A 22,700-nucleotide genomic window follows, 5' to 3' on the forward strand; every position below is an offset into this window, starting at 1 on the left:
AAAATGAGTTTATCTGAAAAAATCAAAAACCTGATTTCCCCCCAGCCCGATGCCGCCGATGCACCGCTTGCCGTAGAAGCCGATGCCCTCAAAACCCTGATGCTGCATTGGGCATGGGAAATTTTATACACCCTTGACGGGCAAAACCAATTTATTGAGAGCGACGGCTTCCACGGCACCCAAATTGCCGAATTTATCGGCGCAGACAGTTGGTTTGACCAAGAAGATTTTGACCCGACAGTCGCCCGCCGCCACATCCGCCGCCATCATCAGGTTTCCACGCAGGACGACTTTAACCAGCTGTGGCAGGAAGGCGTGCCAGCCGTATTAAAAAGCAATGTTGCCCAATGGACGGAAATGTTCGGTTTTGACGAAACCGAATCGCGCCTGCTGACTTTTGCGATTTTACTGCACACCAAACCCGAACTGATGCGCCTGTGTGCGCTGTTGAACGAATTGGACGACAACGACACCTGCCACGTCCTGTCCAAACTGCTGCACCTGCCCGAAAACCACATCACCCAAGCCCTGCAGTCACACGGACGTTTAAGCAGCACCGGCGTACTCAGCCTTGACCGCAACGAAGACTATACCCTGCGCAGCAAAATTGACCTGCTCTCGCGCCAGTTTGCCGTTCAGATGGCAGCAGAACCGCTCAGCCCCGCGCAGGTATTGAAAGAACACATTACCACGCCCCCGCAAACCCAATTAAGCCCCGAAAATTTCGCTCATTTGGGTGTGCTTACCCCTGCTGCCGTTTCCCATTTGCAAACCGTGTTTGCCGACAAACAAAACGGCTGCAATATTTTGATTCACGGCGCGGCAGGCACAGGCAAAACCGAGTTCACCCGCGTATTGGCACAGCAGGCAGGTGTGGAACTGTATGAAATTGCATGGTCAGACGAAGACAACCGCCCCCACAACCGCAACAGCCGCATCAATGCCCTGCGTATGGCACAAAATATTTTTTCCGCGCAAAAAGTGATGCTGATGTTTGACGAAGTGGAAGATTTGTTTGACCGCGGGCAATCCGATTTCAGCCTCAACAAAGCTTGGCTCAACCGTATGTTGGAAAACAATCCCGTGCCTACCGTATGGGTGTGTAACAACGTCCATTTGATTGACCCTTCAGCGGTGCGCCGTTTTGATATGGTGATTGAAATGAAAGTTCCGCCCGTTCCCGTTCGCGCCCAAATGATTCGCGATTTGGCTGGGGATTACCTGCCCGCGCCGCAAATCCGCGCCTTGGCGGAAAGCGATGTTTTGGTGCCTGCCTTGCTCAAACAGGCGCACCGCGTTACCGAATCCGCAGGCAAAGACTGGCAAGCCGAACCCAAAAGCGATTTATTTCAAAAACTTTTGCACAATACCTTAAAAGCACAAGGACATTTTCACGCCCTCAACACCCGTGCCAAACTGCCCGAAACCTATAATCCCGCGTGGATTAACTGCAAACAGGATTTACAGGCACTGGCAGACGGTATCGTTGCCACAGGGCGCGGCACATTGTGCTTATACGGCGCCCCTGGAACAGGCAAAAGCGCGTTTGCGGCGTGGCTGGCAGAACGCGCGGGCAAGCCTTTGTTATATAAACGCAGTTCGGATTTATTGTCCAAATATGTCGGTGAAACCGAACAGCTGATTGCCGCAGCCTTTGAAGAAGCCAAAGAAAACGATGCTGTGCTGGTGTTTGATGAAGTGGACAGTTTTTTACAAGACCGCCGCAATGCCCGTCAAAATTGGGAAGTCACCCAAGTCAACGAAATGCTCACGCAAATGGAAGCGTTTGACGGTATTTTCGCTGCCAGCACCAATTTAATGCGCAATCTCGACCAAGCTGCACTGCGCCGTTTTGATTTTAAAATTGAATTTGGCTGGCTCAAGCCCGAACAGGCTTGGTCTGCATTCCAAAACCATTGCGTCCAATTGGGTTTGGCTGTAGCCGACAACGACCCTGTGTTAAAAGCGGAATTGTGGAGCATGCCGCAGCTGGCTTTGGGCGATTTTGCCGTGGTGGTCAAACAGGCGCGGATTGTGCCTGTGGCAGATGCGGCGGCGTTTGCAGCGGCTTTAAAACGCGAATGTGCGTTAAAAGAAGGGGCAAAAGGCACGTTTGGCTTTGTTTAAGGGATAAAGGCGCAATCCACACCATTGGGATTGCGCCTTTACTACTTTGATAGATAAGGAAAAACCGTCCAACAATCTGCTGGACGGTTTAAATTTGGTGGGTCGTGAGCGATTCGAACGCTCGACCAACGGATTAAAAGTCCGCTGCTCTACCGACTGAGCTAACGACCCGAAAGACGTAACTATACATCACTTATCTGCCCTTGTCAATATTCTATGCGGCATCATCTGCCGTTTGGCGGTAAAATAGCGCGGTTGAACATAATTTTTTGCACACGCCCATGTACCTGCTTACCGAACTGGTGCGCCTGCTGGAAACGCGAGGCCACACTTTTGCCGCCGACCCTTTGTTAATTACCGAACGCCTGCGCAGCGACCCTAGCGGTTTTGCCGAACGCCTGCACCGCCGCGCCGCCCAAATTGATGCCGACGGGGCATTAATACACCAGCTCTACACTCATCGCCAACGCGCTGTTTGGCTGCTGTCTGCCGCTACCGCTGCATGGTTTGTGCTTGGCTTTATCGGTACTTACAGCCTAATGCGCCAGCATAATTTAAATTTTCTGTTTGTATTGGCGGGGATTTTGGGCATCAATACCCTGATGCTGCTGTGGTGGCTGGCAAGCGTTTGGCGGCAGCGACCCTACCACGGCGGTTGGCTGTATCCCACCTTGCTGTTCGGACGCAAACCCGATGCCGTTCCTGCCGCCTTGGCGGAACTTTACGCGCAAACCACACAAAGCCCCGTCTTTTTTTGGCGTGCCAGTGCCGTCAGCCACCGTTTGTCGCTGTCTGCCCTGTGCGGAATGTTCGCCGCCGCGCTGCTGCTGTTAACTGTGCGCCAATATACGTTTAACTGGGAAAGCACGCTGTTAGACAGCCGCGCTTTCAGCCGTGCGGTGGATGTTTTGGGCTGGCTGCCTTCCGCACTCGGCTTGCCCGTACCCGATGCCGATGCCGTTTTCGCCAACCGCAACCGCGCCGATGCCGTTCACGCTGCCCGTTGGGGCGGACTGCTGCTCGGCAGCATTGCCTGTTACGGCATTTTACCGCGCCTGCTGGCATGGGGTGTCTGTTTTTGGCAACAACGCCGCAGCTGCATCTCACTCGATTTAACCCTGCCTTACTACCAAAACATCATCGGACAATGGCAACGCCGCATTACCGACCACAGCAGCGATTTCCGTGCCGATGCCGTTCACCACCGCACGCCCCCGCACACCCCCGCCGACCAATATTGGGCCGTTGCCCTCGATGCCCCCGATGCCCCCGCCACATGGTTTCAAAACGCCTACAACCGCATTTGGCGCGACAAAGGCATTGTGTGCGAACGCGATGATTTTCATCACTTTACCGAACAGCTTGCCCGCCAAAACCAAAACATTATGCTGTTAATCGGCATCCGCGCCCGCGCCACCCCCGACCGCGGCACCGTGCGCCGTTTAAGCGTTCTCGCCCACCACGCACGCGGCGGATTGGCGATTCGTTTGATTGGCAACGGCGGCGACAGCGTCAAACAATGGCAGCAGATTTGTGCCGAACACGGTTGGCACATTGTGTAAACCCTTTCATCAAGCGGGACAAACGTCCCGCTTTTCCTTTTTTCCGTAACAAAAGTAACATATTTACCCCCTTCCATTTACCTGTTTTTACCCCTAAAAACACTCCCCATACATTTTGGCGAATACTTGACATTTCGCAAAATTATCTTGACAAGCCTTGACTTTATACACTAAGCACAATTACAATCCGCAACAGGATATCCAAACTGCCGCTGCGGTTGCGTTTTTGGCCGGCAAAACACGTAAAACAGCAAGCAGTGCCTAAACAAACAACCAGACATCTGGTTGTCTTTCCGTTCTCAAACTTATGGGGTAAACCAAATGAAATCCAATTTGTTCAAAATGGGTGTAAAAATGGGCGTAAGTACCTTTACCGCGCTTATCCTGTCTGCCTGCGGCAGCAGCGGCGGTGACGATGCGCCCAGCACCAAAAGTCAAACCACACCCAATAACGGTGCGTCCACTTCTACCACACCCAGCAAAGAAGACTACGCACTTAAAGCAGCCAATGCCTTAAAAGAAGCACAAGCTGCCAAAGCCGAAGCAGAAAAAGCGGCAGCGGCAGGCGATGTCGCTGCTGCACAAGCTGCGGTTAATAAAGCCCAAGCTGCTGCACAAGCAGCACAAGAAGCTGCCGTAAAAGCCGGCAACGACAAAGACCCCAACGCACCTGCTGCCGCATTATCGGCACAGCAGGCTGTTGAAGCCTTGAAAACTTTGGCAACCACTGTGGCAGATGCCCAAAAAGTAGCCGAACAAAAACTGGCTCAAGACAATGCCAACAAGAGCATCAGCGTTTCTACCGTACCGGTAAACAACAAAGCATCCAACGTGGGTTACAAACACGTTATCAAAACCAAATCCGATTTTATTTTGAACGGCGTGAAAAAATCCGCTAATAGCGAATCCAATACCGGTTTGCTGATGCAGGAACAAGACCCGAACAAACACTTGGATAACTTTGTGATTGGTCACTACCGCGATAGCAACGGCAAAGAAAATGTCTTGTATTTGCAAGATGTTGATACCCGTGCAATGGAAGCCTTACCCTTAAAAGATGACAACCAAATTACCTTAAAACAAGCATGGGTAGCTAAAAAAGGGGTAGACTATCCTAAATTGGGTAAACGCATCACAGGTACACATTTGGTTGATGTTACTAAAGTAGAAAAACAAGGTACTGAAAAAGATAAAAAAGCCTTAGTTTATGCTTTAGATAAAAAAATCTATATCCATGCTGGTATGGATGAAGCCAAAATTAAAGACAGTGGTTTGAAAGATGTTAAAGTATTATCCTTTGATAATAAAGGAAAACCAAAATTAAGCAAGTTTGAAGGTACGAAACGCGCAGACACTGTGTTTGAATTGTACGGTAATAAAACCACTTTTGCTAAAAAAGATGATGCTAAAAACACTCCTGTAGCATACGGTGATAATGGCGATGACCTCTCCAAAAAAGGTGAATACAAAAACGCCAAAAACCTGCCTTTGGAAGACCAAGTTCTGCATCATGTACAATATGGTCGTGTTACTTCCCAGTTAAGCGGTCGCAATCTTGATAATTTTGTTGAAGGTTTGCACCAAAACTATCCCACCTATATTGTTGCTTTTGGTGAATATGGTGCAGATGGTACTGAAAACCACTACTTCGCCCGTGGTGTGAATAACACTACTGCTGACCAATTGGCTGCGTTGCCTGCACACTACGGCACCAACAAGCTGACTTATAAAGGTCACGTTGTACCTTACGGTCTGGACCATAGCTTCCGCCAAGGTCAAAACAACGGCAAAGTACCCACCGCTTTGGGTGGCAGTGCCAAAGCATACCTGATTAGCGGTACCCATATCCAAGCTAATGTGGATTTGGCTACCAAACTGGTAGATGGCAATGTGTACAATGTTTGGGGCTTGGTAAAAGACAACAATATGGACACCCTGACCAAAGTAGAAGCACCCTTGGTAGGCTTTAACGGCACTTTGGCAGACAACGGTAATATTGCAGGTACTGCTCAAAACTACACCAAAAATTATGCACCAGGCGTATTCAATGCCACCATCTTTGGTGCAAAAGGTGAAGAAATGGGTGGAACCATCGTAAGTGCCAATCCTGAAAAATTGCAATGGGGCTTGTCGTTTGGTGCAAAAAATACCACTACGCCTCCTGCAGTTAAGCCTTTAGCGCCTCCTCCTGTTAAGCCCATTGGCGGTGGTGTAACGGGTGTATTGGATGGTAGCGACCAACAAGGTTTAACTAACTTGGTTAAATAAGCTGCCTTCCTAAAGCCAATAACCGCTAAAAGGTCAACCCTATCAGGTTAATGCCTTTTTCTGCCCGATATCGGCTTCCTGCCGTTATCGGGCTTTTTCTTTACATCTCCACACTTTCAAAAGGATTTGGAATGAAACGCATCATTCTGTCCCTTATCGGCACTTTTATTTTGTGTACCACAGCATTCGCCGAAAATACCACCGTTCCGGGTAAACCCTTGGGTTCTGCTGTTTCCACACCCGATACTCAAACCTTATCCGCAAACGAACAACAACAATTGGAACAAGCATTAGCTGTTGCCATTAATCCTTACGACATCACCCAAGCCAACCGCAATGCCGTGCGCTCCCTCAGCTATGCCTACCGCACCCGCGTTCCTGCCGAAAAACGCGATGATTCCCTGCTGGATTGGGCAGATATCATTATGGATGCAGGAGAAGACTGGCAAAAAACCGTACAGCAATACCGCAAACTGCTGGCAAAATTCCCCAAACAGGAACTGCTGCGCTTTCAATTGGCACAAGCCCTGTTGTACAACGGCGAACCCGATGCCGCACAAAACGAATTTGAAAAATTCCGCGCCACGCCCGATTTAACCGTAAACTATGAAAAAGCTGCCGACCGTTGGATTATGCAAATCCAGCAACGGCAAAAATGGCAGTTTGGTTTTACCTTTCAATTTCTGAACAACAGCAATGTCAATCAGGCACCCCGCCACACCGTTTATTATCAGCTTCCCGGTGGTGCTACTTTTTCCAACTCCGAAACCGCCAAACGCGGCTACGGCTTCCGCGTGGGCTTTAATGCGCAAAAACGTTGGCATTTACCGTGGCGACGTAATGCCTTGCGCCTCAATACAGGCATAGATTGGGACCACTATTTTAATGCCAAGAAATACAGCCAAATCAACACCAATATCGGTTTGGGCTGGCTGTATGAAACCCCGCGCTATCATGCCGAATTCCAACCGTTTTTACGCAGCAATTGGAATGCGCGCGGCGAAGGCAGACGGGAAGAAGGACACTTGGCACGTTATTCAGACGAATATGGCGCACGTTTCCGCGTTTGGCGTTGGTTAAACAGCCGTTTTCAATACGATTTAATGTACCAGCCCTCTTATATCAAATACAATAATCCCTTGGTGGCACGTACATCAGACGGCGTACGCCATTTTGTTCATTCATCGCTTTCTTATCAGCAAAACGACAAACAAAGCTGGCAATTGGGCATGTATTGGAGCCGTTTAAATACCAAAGACAAAACCAATGCCAATAAAACGGTAGGGGTTAATTTGGGTTGGCGGCAAGAATGGCCCAAGAATTTTTATACCGATTTTACTGTGGGTGCTTCCCGCACACGCAATCAAAAGCCCTACTGGTTTGGTTTACAAAGAAAAAACCACAGCTATTCGGTAAATGCCCAAGTATTTAACCCCACATGGCAGTTTAAAGGATTTATGCCAAGATTGGTTTTTAACTATCAAAAAACCAAAAGCAATTTAACCACGCAATCATACGATACGCGGGACGCTTATATTTTTATTCAAAAAACCTTTTAATTGAATTTTTCAGTTTCACGTGAAACGTAAAACAAGTTTACCCAAACGGTATTTTACGTTTCATGTGATTTTTTTATTATTAAAAATCAACAGGTAAAACTATGCCTATTTTATATTTAATTCCTACCCCGCTGTCTACGCCAGATACGCCTTGTCTGCTTCCACAAGAATCTGCCCAAATCGCCCACTTAAGCGATTTTGTGGTAGAAGCCGAAAAAACGGCGCGTGCCTGTTTGCGGCATTTGGGTATCCGCACCCCTGTGCGCGAACTGAAACTACGCACCCTAAATGAACACACACCAACAGACAGCTTGCCCGAATTGTTACAGCCTTTATATGAAGGACGTGATTTGGGTTTGGTAAGCGAAGCGGGTTGTCCCGCCGTTGCCGACCCCGGTGCCGATTTGGTTGCCTTGGCACACGCCAAAGGGTTTGAAGTACGCCCCTTGGTTGGACCTTCCAGCATTTTATTGGCGCTGATGGCATCGGGTGCTAATGGGCAATGTTTTGCCTTTAAAGGCTATCTGCCTGCCGACCCGCAGGGCAGGGCAACACGTTTAAAACAATTGCAACAGCGTTCCCGCCAAGAAAACGAAACCCAATTGTTTATTGAAACCCCTTACCGCAATCAAGCCTTATTAAATGATGCCGTTACATTGCTTGACGATAATACCTTGCTGTGTATTGCCACCGATTTAACCACCTCTCAGCAAACCATTATCAGCCAACCCGTTAAGCAGTGGCGCAAGATGGGCGAATTGCCCAACCTAAAAAAACGTCCTACGCTATTTGTTATCCACAGCCCAAACCATGGCAAAGTGTAAACAATACGCAACACTATGGCTGTTTTGATGTAATTTTGCCAAAGCTGTAAATTAGCTATTAAAAATTACCGAAACCCCTATTTTGCGCCTGTTTAGGGCAATTTTCGGGACATTTTTTTACACAGGCACAACGGTTTTTCACATCAAAACCTGTCATAATACATCTCATCACGCAAGACATGCGTTCAACTCCCCTTTATGAAAGGAAACGACATTATGAAAAAAGTTACTGCATTGGTATTGGGCGCTTTGATGAGCGTATCGGTTTTGGCTGCCCCTACCGGTAAAAGCTTTACCGGCGGTTCGGTAGGTGTGGAAGTGGGTACCACTAAATACAAAGTGAAAGACAGCGGTCTTTCCGGTAAAAGCACCAAAGACTTGACCCTGACTGGTGGCTACGCCTTTGAATACGGCGACAGCCAACTGATTGGTGAAGTAGGTGCAAAAGCCAAACTGCCCGCATCTAAAGCCTTTACTTACAATGAAAACGGCGAAGAGCGTAAAGTGAAAGAGCAACAACGCTTGAGCGTTGGCTACAGCCAAGGCTACCGTGTTACCAACGATTTAATGCCTTATGCCAAAGTGGACTATATCCACAGCCGTTTTAAAGACGATAGCAAACTGTCTGCCAATGGTGTAGGCGTAGGTGTGGGTGCTAAATACCAAGTTGCCCCGAATGTGGAAGTGGGTGCAGAATACATGCACAGCCGTTTGCGCAGCAAAAAAGATTCTGATGGCGACCGTGTAAAAATTCGCGGCAACAGCGTCAGCACTGGTGTCGCTTACCGCTTCTAATCTCTAATCCATAAAAACGCTTCCCGCCTGAAATTTTATCGGGCGGGAAGCGTTTGTTTACAGAATGGCTTATTGCAGGGTTTCTACACCCGCAAAGGCTTCAGGCATCTGTTCAGAATCGTCAAACTCTACCCATTCATAATTGTCTTTATCCGCCAAAATACTTCTTAATAGGGCATTATTGATGGCGTGTCCTGATTTATAACCTTCAAATGCCCCAATAATCGAATGCCCGACAATATACAAATCGCCAATCGCATCTAAAATTTTATGGCGCACAAATTCATCGGGATAGCGCAATCCGTCAGGATTCAGTACATCGGTTTCGTCAATTACAATGGCATTGCCCAAATTTCCCCCCAAACCCAAATTGTGGGTACGCATCATTTCTACTTCCTGCATAAAGCCAAAAGTGCGGGCGCGGGCAATTTCTTCAATATAGTTTTGCTTGGCAAAATCAATTTCAAAAACCGGCTCGCTGGTATTGAATACGGGATGGTCAAATTCAATGGTCAGTTTCAGTTTAAAACCATCATAAGGCACAAAACGCACCCATTTATCAGGCTGTTGTACCGATACTTCGCGCATAATCCGCAAAAAGCGTTTTTTTGCCAGTTGTTCCACAATACCTGCTTCTTTTAACAGATACACAAAGGGCAGGCTGGAACCGTCCATAATCGGGACTTCGGGCGCATTCAGTTCAATCAGTACATTATCCACACCACACGCTGCCAACGCAGACATAATGTGTTCTATCGTCCCCACACGCACGCCGTCTGCCGTTACCACCGTAGAAGACAAACGGGTGTCGTTAATTAAATCGGGGTGTAAGGGAATCACTGCTTCCCCTAAATCGCAACGGCGAAACACAATACCGTGATTATCCACCGCAGGATGCAAAGTCATTGCCACACGCTCGCCGGAATGCAGTCCGACGCCTGTCATCTCTATTTTTTGTGCCAAAGTACGCTGTTTCATAATTAAAATCCTTTTAAATCATAGATAAACACCCATTATTATACAGCAAAAACCAAAGTTATCCACAGGTTGACAGCCTGTGGATAAGTCTGTGGATAAAATGTGGATAAGTCATGAGTTATCCACAGGCTGTCGGGTTGTGGATAAGTTATCCACATTTTATCCACAGGTTATCCACAGACTTATCCACAGGATATCTTTTTAAAAAAAATAAAAAAAACGGACTTATCCACAGAAATTCAAAACACCAGTATCATCATATATATTTTTATTATTTATTGGTGTTCGCGAAAAAAATTGGCTTGGGGGCAAATAGGGGCAAGTTGAAAACAAGATTTAGTCAAAACGCCCGATTTGTGGGAAAATACGTTTTTCTACCTGACTGAACCATGGAGCAAAGCATGAGTGTGAAAGTAGCCATCAACGGTTTTGGCCGTATTGGTCGTTTGGCGTTCCGCCGTTTGTTGGAAACTGAAGGCATTGAGGTGGTCGCCGTGAATGATTTGACCCCGCCTGATATGTTGGTGCATCTGCTGAAGTATGACACCACACAAGGACGTTTTCGCGGTACGGCAGAGATGACCGACAACGGCATGCTGGTAAACGGCAAGAACGTAAAAGTGCTGGCAGATGCCAATCCTGAAAACCTGCCTTGGGGTGAATTGGGTGTGGATGTGGTGCTGGAATGCACAGGTTTTTTTGCTAGCAAGGAAAAATCAGAAGCACATATTCGCGCAGGTGCACGCAAAGTGGTGATTTCTGCTCCTGGTGGCAATGATGTGAAAACTGTGGTGTTCAACGTTAACCACGATGTATTGGATGGCAGTGAAAGCGTGATTTCTGCGGCTTCTTGCACAACCAACTGTTTGGCACCGATGGTATCGGTACTGCACAAGCAATTTGGTGTGGTACAGGGCTTGATGACCACTGTACACGCTTACACTGGTGACCAAAACACTTTGGATGCCCCGCATCGTAAAGGCGACAAACGCCGTGCGCGTGCTGCTGCAGAAAATATTATCCCCAACAGCACAGGTGCAGCCAAAGCCATCGGTTTGGTAATTCCTGAACTGAAAGGCAAACTGGACGGTGCTGCCCAACGTGTACCCGTAGCCACGGGTTCATTGACCGAATTGGTATGTACTTTGGAAAAAGCGGTTAGCGTGGACGAAGTAAACGCTGCCATGAAAGCTGCCGCCAACGAATCGTTTGCTTACACCGATGAAGAGCTGGTATCGTCTGACATCGTCGGTATTGAGTTTGGTTCGCTGTTTGATGCAACACAAACCCGTGTATTGGATGTGGATGGCAAACAGTTGGTTAAAACTGTGGCGTGGTATGACAACGAGATGTCTTACGTTTGCCAGCTGGTGCGTACCGTTGCCTATTTCGCAGGCAAAATTTAATTAAGTTCCCAGCCCGATAATTAGGCTAAGTGGTCGCCGCTGTCTGTTGTGGATGCAGATGGCGGCGCAGTATTTGTGGGGAAAGGCATCATGGCTAACCAAATCGTGCGTATTTTGGGCATAGACCCCGGTAGCCGCAGCACGGGCTTTGGCGTGGTGGATTGGCATGGACGTGAACCTGTGTATGTGGCTTCAGGCTGCATTACCACCATTGCGGGGGATGAGTTGGCAGGCAGGGTGGGCATTATTGTGGAACATATTGGCGAAATTATTGAAACCTATCGTCCCAATGAAGCAGCGGTGGAAAAGGTGTTTGTAAATGTGAATCCTGCGGCAACGCTGATGTTGGGACAGGCTAGGGGCGCAGCGGTAGCGGCTTTGGTATTGCGCGGTTTGCCTGTGTATGAATACACGGCTTTACAGGTTAAACAGTCAGTGGTAGGCAAGGGCAAAGCTGCCAAAGAGCAGGTACAGCACATGGTGGTACAGATGTTGGGTTTGTCGGGTACGCCACAGGCAGATGCGGCAGATGGTTTGGCGGTTGCTATCAGTCATGGGCTGCGCTTTCACGGTTTAGCTGGTAAAATGGGCGGCTTGGCATTGCGCGGCGGACGTTTGCGCCCGTGAATGCACACATTGTGGCGGTTTTACATTAAAATGCGCCCATTAAATCATCTTTCGGAGAAATCATCTCATGACCGCCCCGTCTTTGATCGAAAAATTCAATCTGCGTTTGCCTGTGGTACAAGCCCCGATGGCGGGCGGGATTACCACGCCCGAACTGGTGGCGGCGGTGGGCAAGGCCGGTGCGCTGGGGTTTATCGGTGCGGGGGAAATGTCGCCCGATGTGATTTTTGAACACGCCGCCGCCGTGCGCCAGCGTAGCGACAAACCATTCGGCATCAATCTGTTTGTGCATAATTTCCGTGAGCAGCCCAACCAAATTGCTGACCCGATTCCGCGCTGGCTGGCAGATATTTACCACAAACGCGGTCAGCCCCTGCCCAAGCAGCAGATGCCCATGCCCGTGTTTGAAGACCAGCTGGAAGCCGTGCTGTCGGTATCCCCTGCGGTGGCATCGTTTGCATTTGGCTTGCTGAAACCCGAACATATCCGCGCCCTGCGTCAGCGCAATATTGCCATTGTCGGCACTGCTAACCATGTGGACGAAGCCAAGCATTGGGAAGACATCGGCGCAGATGCTGTTTGCGTACAAGGCAGCGATGCAGGCGGACACCGTGGTGGTTTTACCGAGCAATATGTCGCCCAACCCATGGGTTTGCAGCCCCTGATGACCCAATGCCGCCAAAGCGTGCGTATTCCCCTGTGGGCAGCGGGCGGCTTGATGACAGGGCAAGCCATCGCCACCGTGCAAAACCTTGGTGCAGAAGCCGCGCAAATGGGGACAGCGTTTTTAAGCACCCGCGAAGCGGGCATTCCCCGTCATTACCGCAATATGCTGTTTGATACCCGCCGCGCCGTAACGGGACACACCAAGCTGTTTACAGGGCGCACGGGACGGGTGTTGATTAACCGCTTTGTACGCGAAAACATGATGTACGAGCAGCATGTCGCCGCCTATCCCCTGCAAAACGCCTACACGCTGCCCTTGCGCCGCGATGCCGAAGAACATGGCGATGCCGAATACATGGCATTGTGGGCGGGGCGCGGTGTCGGTTTGTGCCGCGATTTAACCGCCGAACAGCTGATTGACGCTTTGGAACAAGAATATTTTGCCGCCATCGGCAAAGAAACCGCATAAACGTGTAAAGGAAGCCTGATGGCACGCAACGAACAACTTTTTGAACGCGCCAAAAACATTATTCCGGGCGGGGTCAATTCGCCTGTGCGTGCCTTTGGCAGCGTAGGCGGCACACCGCGTTTTATCCGCCGTGCCGAGGGCGCGTTTGTGTGGGACGAAGACGGCATACGCTACACCGACTATGTCGGCTCGTGGGGACCTGCCATTGTCGGACACGCCCATCCTGAAGTGATTGCTGCCGTACAGGAAGCCGCAGCGGGTGGTTTATCGTTTGGCGCACCCACCGAAGGCGAAATCATCATTGCTGAAACCGTTACCAAACTGCTTCCCAGCGTAGAACGGCTGCGTTTGGTCAGTTCAGGCACAGAAGCCACCATGTCTGCCATTCGCTTGGCGCGTGGTTACACCGGGCGCGACAAAATCGTCAAATTTGAAGGCTGCTATCACGGGCATTCCGACAGCCTGTTGGTCAAAGCAGGCAGCGGTTTACTCACTTTCGGCAACCCCAGTTCCGCAGGCGTACCGTCTGATTTTATCCGCCATACCGCCGTTTTGCCCTATAACGACACCGCAGCTTTGGCACAGTATTTCGCCGAGCAAGGCACGGAAACCGCCTGTGTGATTCTTGAACCGATTGCAGGCAATATGAACTTGGTACAGCCGTCTGCCGAATTTATCCACACCTTGCGCCGCCTAACCGAAGAACACGGTGTGGTGCTGATTTACGATGAAGTGATGACGGGATTTCGCGTGGCATTGGGTGGCGCACAATCCCTGCACGGTATCCGTCCCGATTTGACCACTATGGGCAAAGTGATTGGTGGCGGTATGCCTTTGGCAGCGTTTGGTGGTAAAAAAGAAATCATGGATTGTATTTCCCCCTTGGGTGGCGTGTATCAGGCAGGCACTTTGTCGGGCAATCCCGTTGCCGTTGCCGCAGGTTTGAAAACATTGGAAATCATCCAACGCCCAAACTTTTACGAGAACTTATCCACATTGAGTCAACGTCTGTGCCAAGGCTTGAGCGCAGCGGCAAAAGCAGCGGGCGTACCGTTTTGTGCCGATTGGGTAGGGGGAATGTTTGGTTTGTATTTTGCCGAAAACATTCCACACAGCTATGCCGATATGACTGCTTCCGACACCGAAGCCTTTAAACGCTTTTTCCATGGTATGCTGGCACGCGGTATCGCTTTTGGACCTTCTGCCTATGAAGCCTGCTTTATGTCCGCCGCGCACACGCCCGAACTGATTGACAACACCATCGCCGCCGCGCAAGAAGTGTTTGCTGAAATGGCAGCAGCATAAAATCAAAAAAAGGTTGGCATATTGCCAACCTTTTGCGTATTAACCGTTTTGGTTTTGCGCTGCCAAACGGTTGTGTTCGTCAATATCGTTTGCGTCCCACGGATAATTAATCCACCAATCCGCCACTTCCACCCCCGCAAAATAATCGATATTAGGCGGCAAACTGTCGCTTTTTTCTTTGATTTTATTGTGAACCACCGCCACACCGATGCGCCCGAAGCCCTGCTGCTGCAAACGGCGCAGCACAAAACCCAAGGTAACGCGGCTGTCGTCCACCTCATCTACCACCAAAATATTTTTACCCGCCAAACTGTCGGGTACAGGGTCCAGCCATTGCACCGTGCGGATGGTGTCCAATGTTTGGGCATCGCTTTCGTTGGCGTAATATTCGGTGGTAACCGCATAAATCGGCACGTCCAAATAACAGCGCAACATCCGTGCGGGAATAAAACCGCCGCCGCCAATGGCAACCATCGCATCGTAGCGCACACCCGCCGCCTGAATTTCGGCAGCCATTTTGGCGATTAAGCGGTGAATGTCGTCATAAGTGTACCAAACCTTTTTACTCATGATTACTCCTTAAAAAACAAAGCCGACAGCATAAAGCGTCGGCTTGGGCAAGCTTGCGCCGCTATGGGGCGCACACAGATTATTCGCCTTTGGCTTTGGCGACTTTACGACCGCGATACATGCCGTTGGGCGAAATGTGGTGCGGGCGGTGTACTTCACCAGTGGCTTGGTCTACCGACAGCGCAGGTGCGCTCAAAGCATCGTGCGAACGGTGCATACCGCGGCGGGAAGGGGATTTTTTGTTTTGTTGAACAGCCATTTCAAGCTCCTGAAAAATGAAAAATTAATCCGTTTTTTGTAAACCGGCCAGCACCGCGAAAGGATTGGTACGTTGCGGACGGTAAGCATCCGTATCGCTTGGGCAGTCATCGTGTTTGGGCGAAAGGGGCAACGCCATCAGAATTTGGTCTTCCAGCAGCGTGTACACATCGGTTTCTTTGTCGCTTACCATACCTTCAAGCGCATCATCGGCGAGCATGGCGCGGTCAAGTGCCGCTTCATCGGCAAACAGCACGATACGCACATTTTCATCCACAGCAAAATCCACCGCTTTCATACAGCGTTGGCATTGCAGCGGCAACACACCGTGCAGGTGCAATTGCAAAAACGGGCGTTGTAGTTCGTCTGTACCGCCGTGCAGGGTATAACTGACGGCTGCGGACAAATCCAACATATCGGGCGAATGTACCCGCTCGTGTAAATCGGCGAGGACAACCGTGCCGCTCAAACTTTCTTTTTGCCGCGCAAACGCTTGCGGGTCAATCAAAATACGGTTAGACATAAACCCGACATGATATAATTTTATACTTTCAACGTCAATAGGTTTCAGAATCATGCCCGCCGGTAACCCGCATTTCCCCTTGGTTTTGGCTTCAAGCTCTGTGTTCCGCCAGCAACAATTGCACAATCTGGGCTTGGATTTTGTTTGCGCCGCACCCGATTGTGACGAAACCCCTTTGGCAGGCGAAAGCCCTGCTGCCACGGCACAGCGTTTGGCGGTGGCAAAAGCCCGTTCATTGGCATCAACGTGGCAAGCCCACCTGATTATCGGCGCAGACCAAGTAGCATGGTGTCACGGCAAACAGCTAGGCAAACCCATGACCACTGCCAAAGCACAGCGAATGCTGGCAGAACTGTCGGGGCAGACCATTCAGTTTTACAGCGCCGTTTGCCTGCTTAACAGCGCCACAGGGCGTGTACAGCAGCACACCGATACCACCACCGTTACCATGCGTTCCCTGTCGTCAGACACCATTGCCCGTTATTTGCAGCGCGAACCCGATGCCGTGTATTGCGCGGGTGGCGCAAAAAGCGAAGCCTTGGGCGCAGCCCTGATTCAACGCATTGACAGCACCGACCCCAATGCCCTGATTGGACTGCCCCTATTCCGTTTGCTGGATTTTTTGGCAGAAGAGGGCGTATTTGCCGTTTAAAAACCTTTCCATGCGCCCCGCGCCCCGCTATGATAGCACCTTGCCTTCAGGCAAGCAGAAAGGAAACCCCATGTCCCTGATTCACCCCACTGCCATTATTCATCCCCGCGCCGAATTAGACAGTAGCGTCAGCGTTGGCGCATACAGCGTGATTGGCGAACACGTCCGCATTGGCGCGAACACCCAAATTGGCACACATGTGGTGATTGAAGGTCACACCACCATCGGCAGCGACAACCACATTTTTCAATTTGCCAGCTTGGGCGCGATACCGCAGGATAAAAAATACCGTGGCGAACCCACGCGCCTGATTATCGGCAACGGCAACACCATCCGCGAATTTACCACCTTTAATCTCGGCACGGTAACGGGTATCGGCGAAACCCGCATCGGCAACGACAACTGGATTATGGCGTATGTGCATTTGGCGCATGATTGCGTAGTAGGCGACCACACCATTTTTGCCAACAACGCCTCTTTAGCAGGACACGTTACCATTGGCGACTATGTGATTTTGGGCGGGTTTTCGCTGGTGCATCAATTTTGCATTATCGGCGACCACGCCATGACAGCCTTTGCCGCAGGCGTACACAAAGACGTTCCCCCCTATGTGATGGCAGCAGGCTACCGCGCTGAACCCGCAGGCTTAAACAGCGAAGGCATGAAACGGCGTGGCTTCAGCCCAGAACAAATCGCCAATGTCAAAAACATCTACAAAATCCTTTACCGACAAGGTTTAAACTATGAAGAAGCCAAAGCCCGCGTGTGCGAACTGGCAGGCACCGCACCCGAATTAAACGTATTTGCCGATTTTTTTGCCGTGTCCGAGCGAGGCATTATCCGTTAGCCCTGTGTACAGCTTTCCCGATGGAAAGCTGTTTTTTTACACCATAACAATGCAGACACGCCCCAAAATGAAAACATATAGACAGCAGGTGTAAAGATTCCCTCCCTTTATGTAATTTAGCTAGAGTGGTCTTTCAAACCCAAAACAAATACTGATAAAATAACGCGCCTGAACAGCAAAGAACCTGTCTGCGGTGGTTTGTCAAGATAATTTTAGATAATTCAATTTTTTGGCTGATGATTCAGTCGGGCTTTTCTGTTTTACCCTGTTTACCCCGCACCCAAGGGGTGCAAACCCGAAAGGAAACATTTCATGAAAGAGCAACGCCGCACCAATACCTATATGCGGATTATCGATGCCAGCCTGCAACTGTTTAACGAGCACGGCGAGCGCAATACCAGTACCAACCACATTGCCACCCATCTAGGCATCAGCCCTGGCAACCTCTACTACCACTTTGCCAATAAAGACGAAATCATCGTCCAGCTGTTTCAGCGTTACAGTCAGACATTGTTAGAATACCTGAATCAAGCCGCCTTGCCTGAAAGCATTCCTCAAGCCATCGACTACATGAAAGGCGTGTACGACATCATGTGGGATTACCGCTTTTTGTTTAGCGATGTCAATACCCTATTGATACGCAGCAGCGAACTGTTAGGGCAACACAACGATTTTACCCGCGAGCGTATTTCGCCGCTGCTGCTTAAGCTGCTGACCCAAATGCAAGAATCGGGCATGATTGCCATTGATGAACGCGCCAAGCAGGATTTGGCAGTAAATATGTGGCTGCTGACCAAATACTGGTTTGATTTTGACAGCTCCATGCAAGGACGCGCCAAAATTACCGCTGCTGCCAAAAAACGCGGCGTATATCAAACCCTCAGCCTGTTGCGCCCCTATTTGCAAGACAAGCACATAGCAGAATTTGAAGCCTGCGCCACCAAATTAAGCCGTATTGCCGATTAAGGTGATTAAAAAATGCCTGTAAAGCAGTTAATGCTTTACAGGCTTAATTTTAAGTAGCAGTAGGTTGGGTGAAAACCCAACATGATTTTATTTTCAATATATTATGTTGTTTTTGTTGGAGTTGGGCTGCGCTTCAACCAAAATTACGTTTTCTGGTTGTTTGCATTTATTAAAGCTGATTCCCCAATATAAAAATCTAAGTCAAATAATCTAACTCCAAAATAATTGCAATAATCAGCAATCATTTCAATAGTTAATCGTTCTTTTTTTGTTCTTTTCTTATAGGATTCTAATTTCTCAAATGGAAACGGTGTGCCTTCGTGTAAAAAGTTTAGTTGTTCTGTTTCTTTATGCAATAGAACAGTTCTTGATTTAATTTGATATTCTGATTCCTTTACCGCTCCATCTCCCCAATGAAACATAAGTGCACCATACTGACCTTTATCTAAATTACAGTCTAAATACAAAGCTAAATACTCTACTTTCCACTCTTCCGCCAAATAACTTGGCTGACTAAACACATCTGTTCCATATAAACCATTTTCTATATACAGACACCAATCAGACTGGGTTTCACTTATCAGATATTGATTGGGTAAACTGCTCAATGGGTTTAAAAGTTCTATTTTATTCTTGAGATTTAAATTACTATCCAATAAATTACAATAATATTTCCCACCCCATATATTGATTAAATCTTTTTGTCTCTTCTCAAACATTGCCAATATTTTATTGAATTCCATCTTAAAGAAGCATAATTTAGTTGTAATTGGATGGTTCTCTTGAAAAAAAAGAAGGTTATTTTTCATTATGAATCCGCTGTAAGAGTAGTTGGGTTGGAAACCTAATATGATTTTATTTTCAATTTATAATGTTGTTTATGTTGGGTTTGTGCTGCGCTTATCCCAAGCCACTTGCTACCTTTTGATAGAAAGCAAGTAGGTTGGGTTGAAGCGTTAGCGTAAACCCAACTAAATTAAATCATCTTTACTGCCAAAACAATCACCTAAATGGAAACGTTGGGTTACGGCTAACCCTAACCCTAACTACCTGCTTACTTTAATATCTATCTGATTTAACAAAATCAAATTTCAGAATACGATAACTCTTTTTCATTAACCAATAAGTAGGTGGAACATAGAGAATAAAATAATTGACCACATAGATTAAAAATACGCATTGCATCCAATCATTATAAGCACCCATAAAGATAAGCAATATAGGGGGAAGCATATAGTTACCGACAAGGGGATGATTATATTGCCATCCCTTACTTTCTCTCATTCCATCTAGAAAATAATCAAAAGTTTCTTCTTTCCAACCATTATAGCACTCAATATTTACTAAAAATATCACGCCGTTATAGAAATAATGACCAAATGTACGCTCAAATGGTTGATATATTTCTATCAGTAAAGATACCACAAGAAAATTAACTACCGTAACAATGATATGGGTTTTATACCAAAAAAACCATTTAGCCCATTGTTCATTCATCCATTGTTCATTCATGGATATCTCCGTTAATTTACCTTAAATTAATCATGATATTAATATACCCTTGCAATTCTTGCAATCATAATCATTGCTTTTTTCTTGCAATGTTTTTAATCCTACACACTTTGCTGGTCAAACAAATGGCAGCAGCTTGCTTGGGTTAGGTAAATCCATAACCCAAGCTGCTTTTTTATGGATTATTTTGGAAAAACTGCGGGGGAATGTGGCACACGGGAATGGGCTGGATTTTGTGTTGGGCGGCGCGGTTGAGACGCAGATAGGTTTCTAATACTTGGCGTTCACGCCCATTAAAATCGGCAGGGGTTTTGCCTGCTTGGTGCTGTTCCATTGCCCATTCCAATTCGGGATAGCTGGCACCTAATTGGGCTTCGTCTGTGCGTTCGCTGTCCCATAGCCCATCAGTAGGCGCGGCGCGGCGGATGGCTTCGGATACGCCTAGGGCTTGAGCTAGGGCATAGACTTGGGTTTTGAGTAAATCGGCAATGGGGCTGATGTCCACACCGCCGTCGCCGTATTTGGTAAAAAAGCCGACACCAAAATCTTCTACTTTGTTGCCTGTGCCTGCTACCAGCAGCCCATTGATTTGGGCGTGGAAATACAGTGCGGTCATGCGTAGGCGCGAACGGGCGTTGGCGAGGGCTAATAGGTTGTGGGGGTTATCGGGAACGGCGTTGTCGCGCTCAAAGGCTTCAAACGGTGGGGTTAAATCTACGCTGTGGGCGCGGACGTTGGTAAATTGTTGTTGCAAAGCGGCGATGTGGGCGCGGGCGCGGGCGAGCTGGTCGGGGTGTTGGCGGATGGGTAGGTCAAGGCAGAGGGTATCTAAACCTGTACGGGCGCACAGGGCAGAAACCACGGCGGAATCTACGCCGCCTGAAATGCCAACAACAAAGCCTTTTGCATGGGCTTGCACGGCGTAATCGTGCAGCCATTGGGTGATGTGGGTAATGATTTTTTCGGTTTGCATAATGAAATGGAATATAAAAACAGGGGTGGACGTGTCACCCCTTGGGTTATTAGGGTGTGTAGGGCGTGTCCCTAGGAAATTTGCTTAATGGCGGCGGTAAGCTGCGGTACGATTTCAAATAAATCGCCCACCAGTGCATAATCGGCGGCGGCAAAAATGGGGGCATCGGGGTCTTTGTTGATGGCAACCACGGTTTTACTGCCCTGCATACCTGCCAGATGTTGGATTGCGCCTGAAATACCTACGGCGATATACAAATCGGGGGCAACAATTTTGCCTGTTTGTCCGACTTGGTAGTCGTTGGGGGCGTATTCGGCATCGACGGCGGCGCGTGATGCACCAATGGCTGCGCCCAAGCTGTCTGCCAAAGGGGTGATTAGGGCGTCAAACTGTTCGGCGCTGCCCAATCCGCGTCCGCCCGATACCACCACACGCGCTTGGGTGAGTTCGGGGCGTTCAGATACGGTGAGTTCGCGGCGCACGAAACGGCTTAATTGTTGTGCGGGGGCAGCGGGAACGGTGTGGATTTCAGCAGGGGTGTCGTTGTGGTCGGCGGCGGCATCAAAGGCGCTGGCGCGGACGGTCAGCACCAATTTGTCGGCATCGCTGCGGACGGTTGCCAACACATTGCCTGCGTAAATGGGACGGACAAAGGTATTTGCATCCACAATATCGGTTAAATCGGAAACTTGCGGGCAATCCAGCAGCGCGGCGGCGCGGGGCATGGTGTTTTTGCCAAAACCTGAGGCGGCAGCGGCAAGATAACGGTAAGGCTCGGCAAGCGACACCAGCAACGGTGCGGTTTCTTCGGCAAGTAGATGTTCGTAATGTTCGGCTTCTGCCAGCAGCACACGCGATACGCCGCTGATACGCGCGGCAGCTTCGGCGATGTGGCGGACGGCTTTGCCTGCCACCAAAATATGCACTTCCCCCAAACGGGCGGCGGCGGTAACGGCGTGGCGGGTGGCAGGGGCAAGCTGTTTGCCGTCGTGTTCAGCAAAAACAAGCGTAGTCATAAGGGGCTTTCCTTTCGGTTTACAGGGCTTTGGCGGCTTGAAGCGCGGCAATCAGTTCGGTAACGTCTGCCACTTTACGGGCTGCGCCGCGTGCGGGCGGTTCAGCATAAGCGACCGTTTGCAAACGCGGGGCAATATCCACGCCCCAATCGGCAGGCGTACTTTTTTCCAAAGGTTTTTTCTTTGCCTGCATCAGATTGGGCAGTTTGACAAAGCGCGGTTCGTTCAAACGCAAATCGGCGCTGACCACCGCAGGCAGGCGCAATGCCAGCGTTTCCGTACCGCCGTCAATTTCGCGGGTAACGGTAATTTCGCCGTCGCCGCATTCAATTTCACAGGCGCAAGTGGCTTGTGGGGCGTTTAACAGCGCGGCGAGCATTTGTGCCGTTTGGTTGGCATCGTCATCAATTGCCTGTTTACCCAATAACAGCAAATCTACTTGTTCCTGCTGCGCCACTTTTGCCAACAGTTTGGCAACGGCTAAAGGTTCGGGCGCGGTGTCGCTTTCAATATGCAAAGCACGGTCTGCGCCCATTGCCAAAGCGGTACGCAGCGTGTCTTCACATTTTTTTGCGCCCACCGATACCGCCACAATTTCGCTTGCCTTGCCCGCTTCTTTTAAACGCACCGCTTCTTCCACCGCAATTTCGTCAAACGGATTCATCGACATTTTCACATTGCCAATATCCACATCCGAGCCGTCGGGCTTCACGCGCACTTTCACATTAAAATCGGTAACCCGTTTTACGGCAACCAGAATTTTCATCAGAATTCCTTTAATGTTTTCAAATAAAAAC

General features: G+C 49.1%; 22 protein-coding genes and 1 tRNA gene. 13 read left to right on the forward strand and 10 right to left on the reverse strand.

What is annotated here, in order from left to right; all coding sequences use genetic code 11:
• Nucleotides 1-3: 3 nt before the first annotated feature.
• Complete coding sequence (locus tag H3L98_RS02205; RefSeq protein WP_034333611.1) at nt 4-2,127, forward strand: AAA family ATPase; 2,124 nt, start codon at nt 4-6, stop codon at nt 2,125-2,127.
• A 95-nt stretch (nt 2,128-2,222) separates the two neighbouring features.
• Here H3L98_RS02205 and H3L98_RS02210 read toward each other — a convergent pair.
• Nucleotides 2,223-2,298 (reverse strand) — tRNA-Lys (locus H3L98_RS02210).
• Nucleotides 2,299-2,408: 110 nt separating this feature from the next.
• Here H3L98_RS02210 and H3L98_RS02215 point away from each other — a divergent pair.
• From H3L98_RS02215 to H3L98_RS02240, 5 genes are all read left to right on the forward strand, one after another.
• Nucleotides 2,409-3,689: a DUF2868 domain-containing protein gene (locus tag H3L98_RS02215; protein WP_027022143.1), complete on the forward strand. Its 1,281-nt coding sequence runs from the start codon at nt 2,409-2,411 to the stop codon at nt 3,687-3,689.
• Between the two features lie 321 nt (nt 3,690-4,010).
• Nucleotides 4,011-5,957, forward strand: coding sequence for a transferrin-binding protein-like solute binding protein (locus H3L98_RS02220; RefSeq protein ID WP_051532086.1), 1,947 nt, complete (start codon nt 4,011-4,013; stop codon nt 5,955-5,957).
• A 131-nt stretch (nt 5,958-6,088) separates the two neighbouring features.
• On the forward strand, nt 6,089-7,516 hold the full coding sequence (locus H3L98_RS02225; protein WP_027022142.1) for a surface lipoprotein assembly modifier: 1,428 nt from the start codon (nt 6,089-6,091) through the stop codon (nt 7,514-7,516).
• A gap of 101 nt (nt 7,517-7,617) precedes the next feature.
• Nucleotides 7,618-8,340, forward strand: a complete 723-nt coding sequence (locus tag H3L98_RS02230) for an SAM-dependent methyltransferase (protein WP_027022141.1) — start codon at nt 7,618-7,620, stop codon at nt 8,338-8,340.
• Nucleotides 8,341-8,556: 216 nt separating this feature from the next.
• Nucleotides 8,557-9,135, forward strand: a complete 579-nt coding sequence (locus H3L98_RS02240; RefSeq protein ID WP_027022140.1) for a porin family protein — start codon at nt 8,557-8,559, stop codon at nt 9,133-9,135.
• Nucleotides 9,136-9,204: 69 nt separating this feature from the next.
• Here the strand turns inward: H3L98_RS02240 and lpxC are convergent, their stop codons facing one another.
• Nucleotides 9,205-10,113, reverse strand: coding sequence for a UDP-3-O-acyl-N-acetylglucosamine deacetylase (gene lpxC, locus H3L98_RS02245; RefSeq protein ID WP_027022139.1), 909 nt, complete (start codon nt 10,111-10,113; stop codon nt 9,205-9,207).
• 401 nt (nt 10,114-10,514) lie between these two features.
• Here lpxC and gap point away from each other — a divergent pair, with 401 nt between their 5' ends.
• The 4 genes from gap to hemL all read left to right on the forward strand — a co-directional run bounded on the left by gap (nt 10,515) and on the right by hemL (nt 14,586).
• Nucleotides 10,515-11,519 (forward strand): type I glyceraldehyde-3-phosphate dehydrogenase, encoded by a 1,005-nt coding sequence (gap, locus tag H3L98_RS02250; protein WP_027022138.1) that lies wholly within the window; start codon nt 10,515-10,517, stop codon nt 11,517-11,519.
• A gap of 90 nt (nt 11,520-11,609) precedes the next feature.
• Nucleotides 11,610-12,146, forward strand: a complete 537-nt coding sequence (gene ruvC / locus H3L98_RS02255; protein ID WP_027022137.1) for a crossover junction endodeoxyribonuclease RuvC — start codon at nt 11,610-11,612, stop codon at nt 12,144-12,146.
• A 67-nt stretch (nt 12,147-12,213) separates the two neighbouring features.
• The gene (locus H3L98_RS02260; RefSeq protein WP_027022136.1) at nt 12,214-13,281 is read left to right on the forward strand and encodes an NAD(P)H-dependent flavin oxidoreductase; all 1,068 of its coding nucleotides are present in this window, start codon (nt 12,214-12,216) and stop codon (nt 13,279-13,281) included.
• Between the two features lie 18 nt (nt 13,282-13,299).
• Entirely contained in the window at nt 13,300-14,586 is a 1,287-nt protein-coding gene (gene hemL / locus H3L98_RS02265; protein ID WP_027022135.1) for a glutamate-1-semialdehyde 2,1-aminomutase, read from the forward strand.
• Nucleotides 14,587-14,625: 39 nt separating this feature from the next.
• Here hemL and H3L98_RS02270 read toward each other — a convergent pair whose 3' ends face one another.
• From H3L98_RS02270 to H3L98_RS02280, 3 genes are all read right to left on the reverse strand, one after another.
• Nucleotides 14,626-15,156 (reverse strand): phosphoribosyltransferase, encoded by a 531-nt coding sequence (locus H3L98_RS02270; RefSeq protein WP_027022134.1) that lies wholly within the window; start codon nt 15,154-15,156, stop codon nt 14,626-14,628.
• A 79-nt stretch (nt 15,157-15,235) separates the two neighbouring features.
• Complete coding sequence (gene rpmF, locus H3L98_RS02275; RefSeq protein ID WP_027022133.1) at nt 15,236-15,415, reverse strand: 50S ribosomal protein L32; 180 nt, start codon at nt 15,413-15,415, stop codon at nt 15,236-15,238.
• A gap of 24 nt (nt 15,416-15,439) precedes the next feature.
• On the reverse strand, nt 15,440-15,937 hold the full coding sequence (locus H3L98_RS02280; RefSeq protein ID WP_027022132.1) for a YceD family protein: 498 nt from the start codon (nt 15,935-15,937) through the stop codon (nt 15,440-15,442).
• Nucleotides 15,938-15,989: 52 nt separating this feature from the next.
• Between H3L98_RS02280 and H3L98_RS02285 the strand changes: the two genes are divergently transcribed.
• From H3L98_RS02285 to H3L98_RS02295, 3 genes are all read left to right on the forward strand, one after another.
• Nucleotides 15,990-16,589, forward strand: coding sequence for a Maf family protein (locus H3L98_RS02285; RefSeq protein WP_034333608.1), 600 nt, complete (start codon nt 15,990-15,992; stop codon nt 16,587-16,589).
• 70 nt (nt 16,590-16,659) lie between these two features.
• Nucleotides 16,660-17,436: an acyl-ACP--UDP-N-acetylglucosamine O-acyltransferase gene (gene lpxA, locus H3L98_RS02290; RefSeq protein ID WP_027022130.1), complete on the forward strand. Its 777-nt coding sequence runs from the start codon at nt 16,660-16,662 to the stop codon at nt 17,434-17,436.
• A 312-nt stretch (nt 17,437-17,748) separates the two neighbouring features.
• Nucleotides 17,749-18,402 carry a TetR/AcrR family transcriptional regulator gene (locus tag H3L98_RS02295; RefSeq protein WP_034333606.1) on the forward strand — a complete coding sequence of 218 codons (654 nt, stop codon included), beginning with the start codon at nt 17,749-17,751 and terminating at the stop codon, nt 18,400-18,402.
• A gap of 143 nt (nt 18,403-18,545) precedes the next feature.
• On the opposite strand, the gene H3L98_RS02300 is transcribed toward H3L98_RS02295, so the two are convergent.
• The 5 genes from H3L98_RS02300 to H3L98_RS02320 form a co-directional block, all read right to left on the reverse strand.
• Nucleotides 18,546-19,211: a hypothetical protein gene (locus H3L98_RS02300; RefSeq protein ID WP_027022129.1), complete on the reverse strand. Its 666-nt coding sequence runs from the start codon at nt 19,209-19,211 to the stop codon at nt 18,546-18,548.
• Between the two features lie 250 nt (nt 19,212-19,461).
• Nucleotides 19,462-19,914, reverse strand: a complete 453-nt coding sequence (locus H3L98_RS02305) for a hypothetical protein (protein WP_027022128.1) — start codon at nt 19,912-19,914, stop codon at nt 19,462-19,464.
• A 175-nt stretch (nt 19,915-20,089) separates the two neighbouring features.
• Complete coding sequence (gene nadE / locus H3L98_RS02310) at nt 20,090-20,887, reverse strand: NAD(+) synthase (protein WP_027022127.1); 798 nt, start codon at nt 20,885-20,887, stop codon at nt 20,090-20,092.
• 71 nt (nt 20,888-20,958) lie between these two features.
• Entirely contained in the window at nt 20,959-21,903 is a 945-nt protein-coding gene (locus tag H3L98_RS02315; RefSeq protein ID WP_027022126.1) for an electron transfer flavoprotein subunit alpha/FixB family protein, read from the reverse strand.
• A 19-nt stretch (nt 21,904-21,922) separates the two neighbouring features.
• Nucleotides 21,923-22,669, reverse strand: coding sequence for an electron transfer flavoprotein subunit beta/FixA family protein (locus H3L98_RS02320; RefSeq protein WP_027022125.1), 747 nt, complete (start codon nt 22,667-22,669; stop codon nt 21,923-21,925).
• Nucleotides 22,670-22,700: the final 31 nt, after the last annotated feature.

It is taken from the genome of Conchiformibius steedae, assembly GCF_014054725.1.
In the GTDB taxonomy this organism is placed as follows: domain Bacteria; phylum Pseudomonadota; class Gammaproteobacteria; order Burkholderiales; family Neisseriaceae; genus Conchiformibius; species Conchiformibius steedae.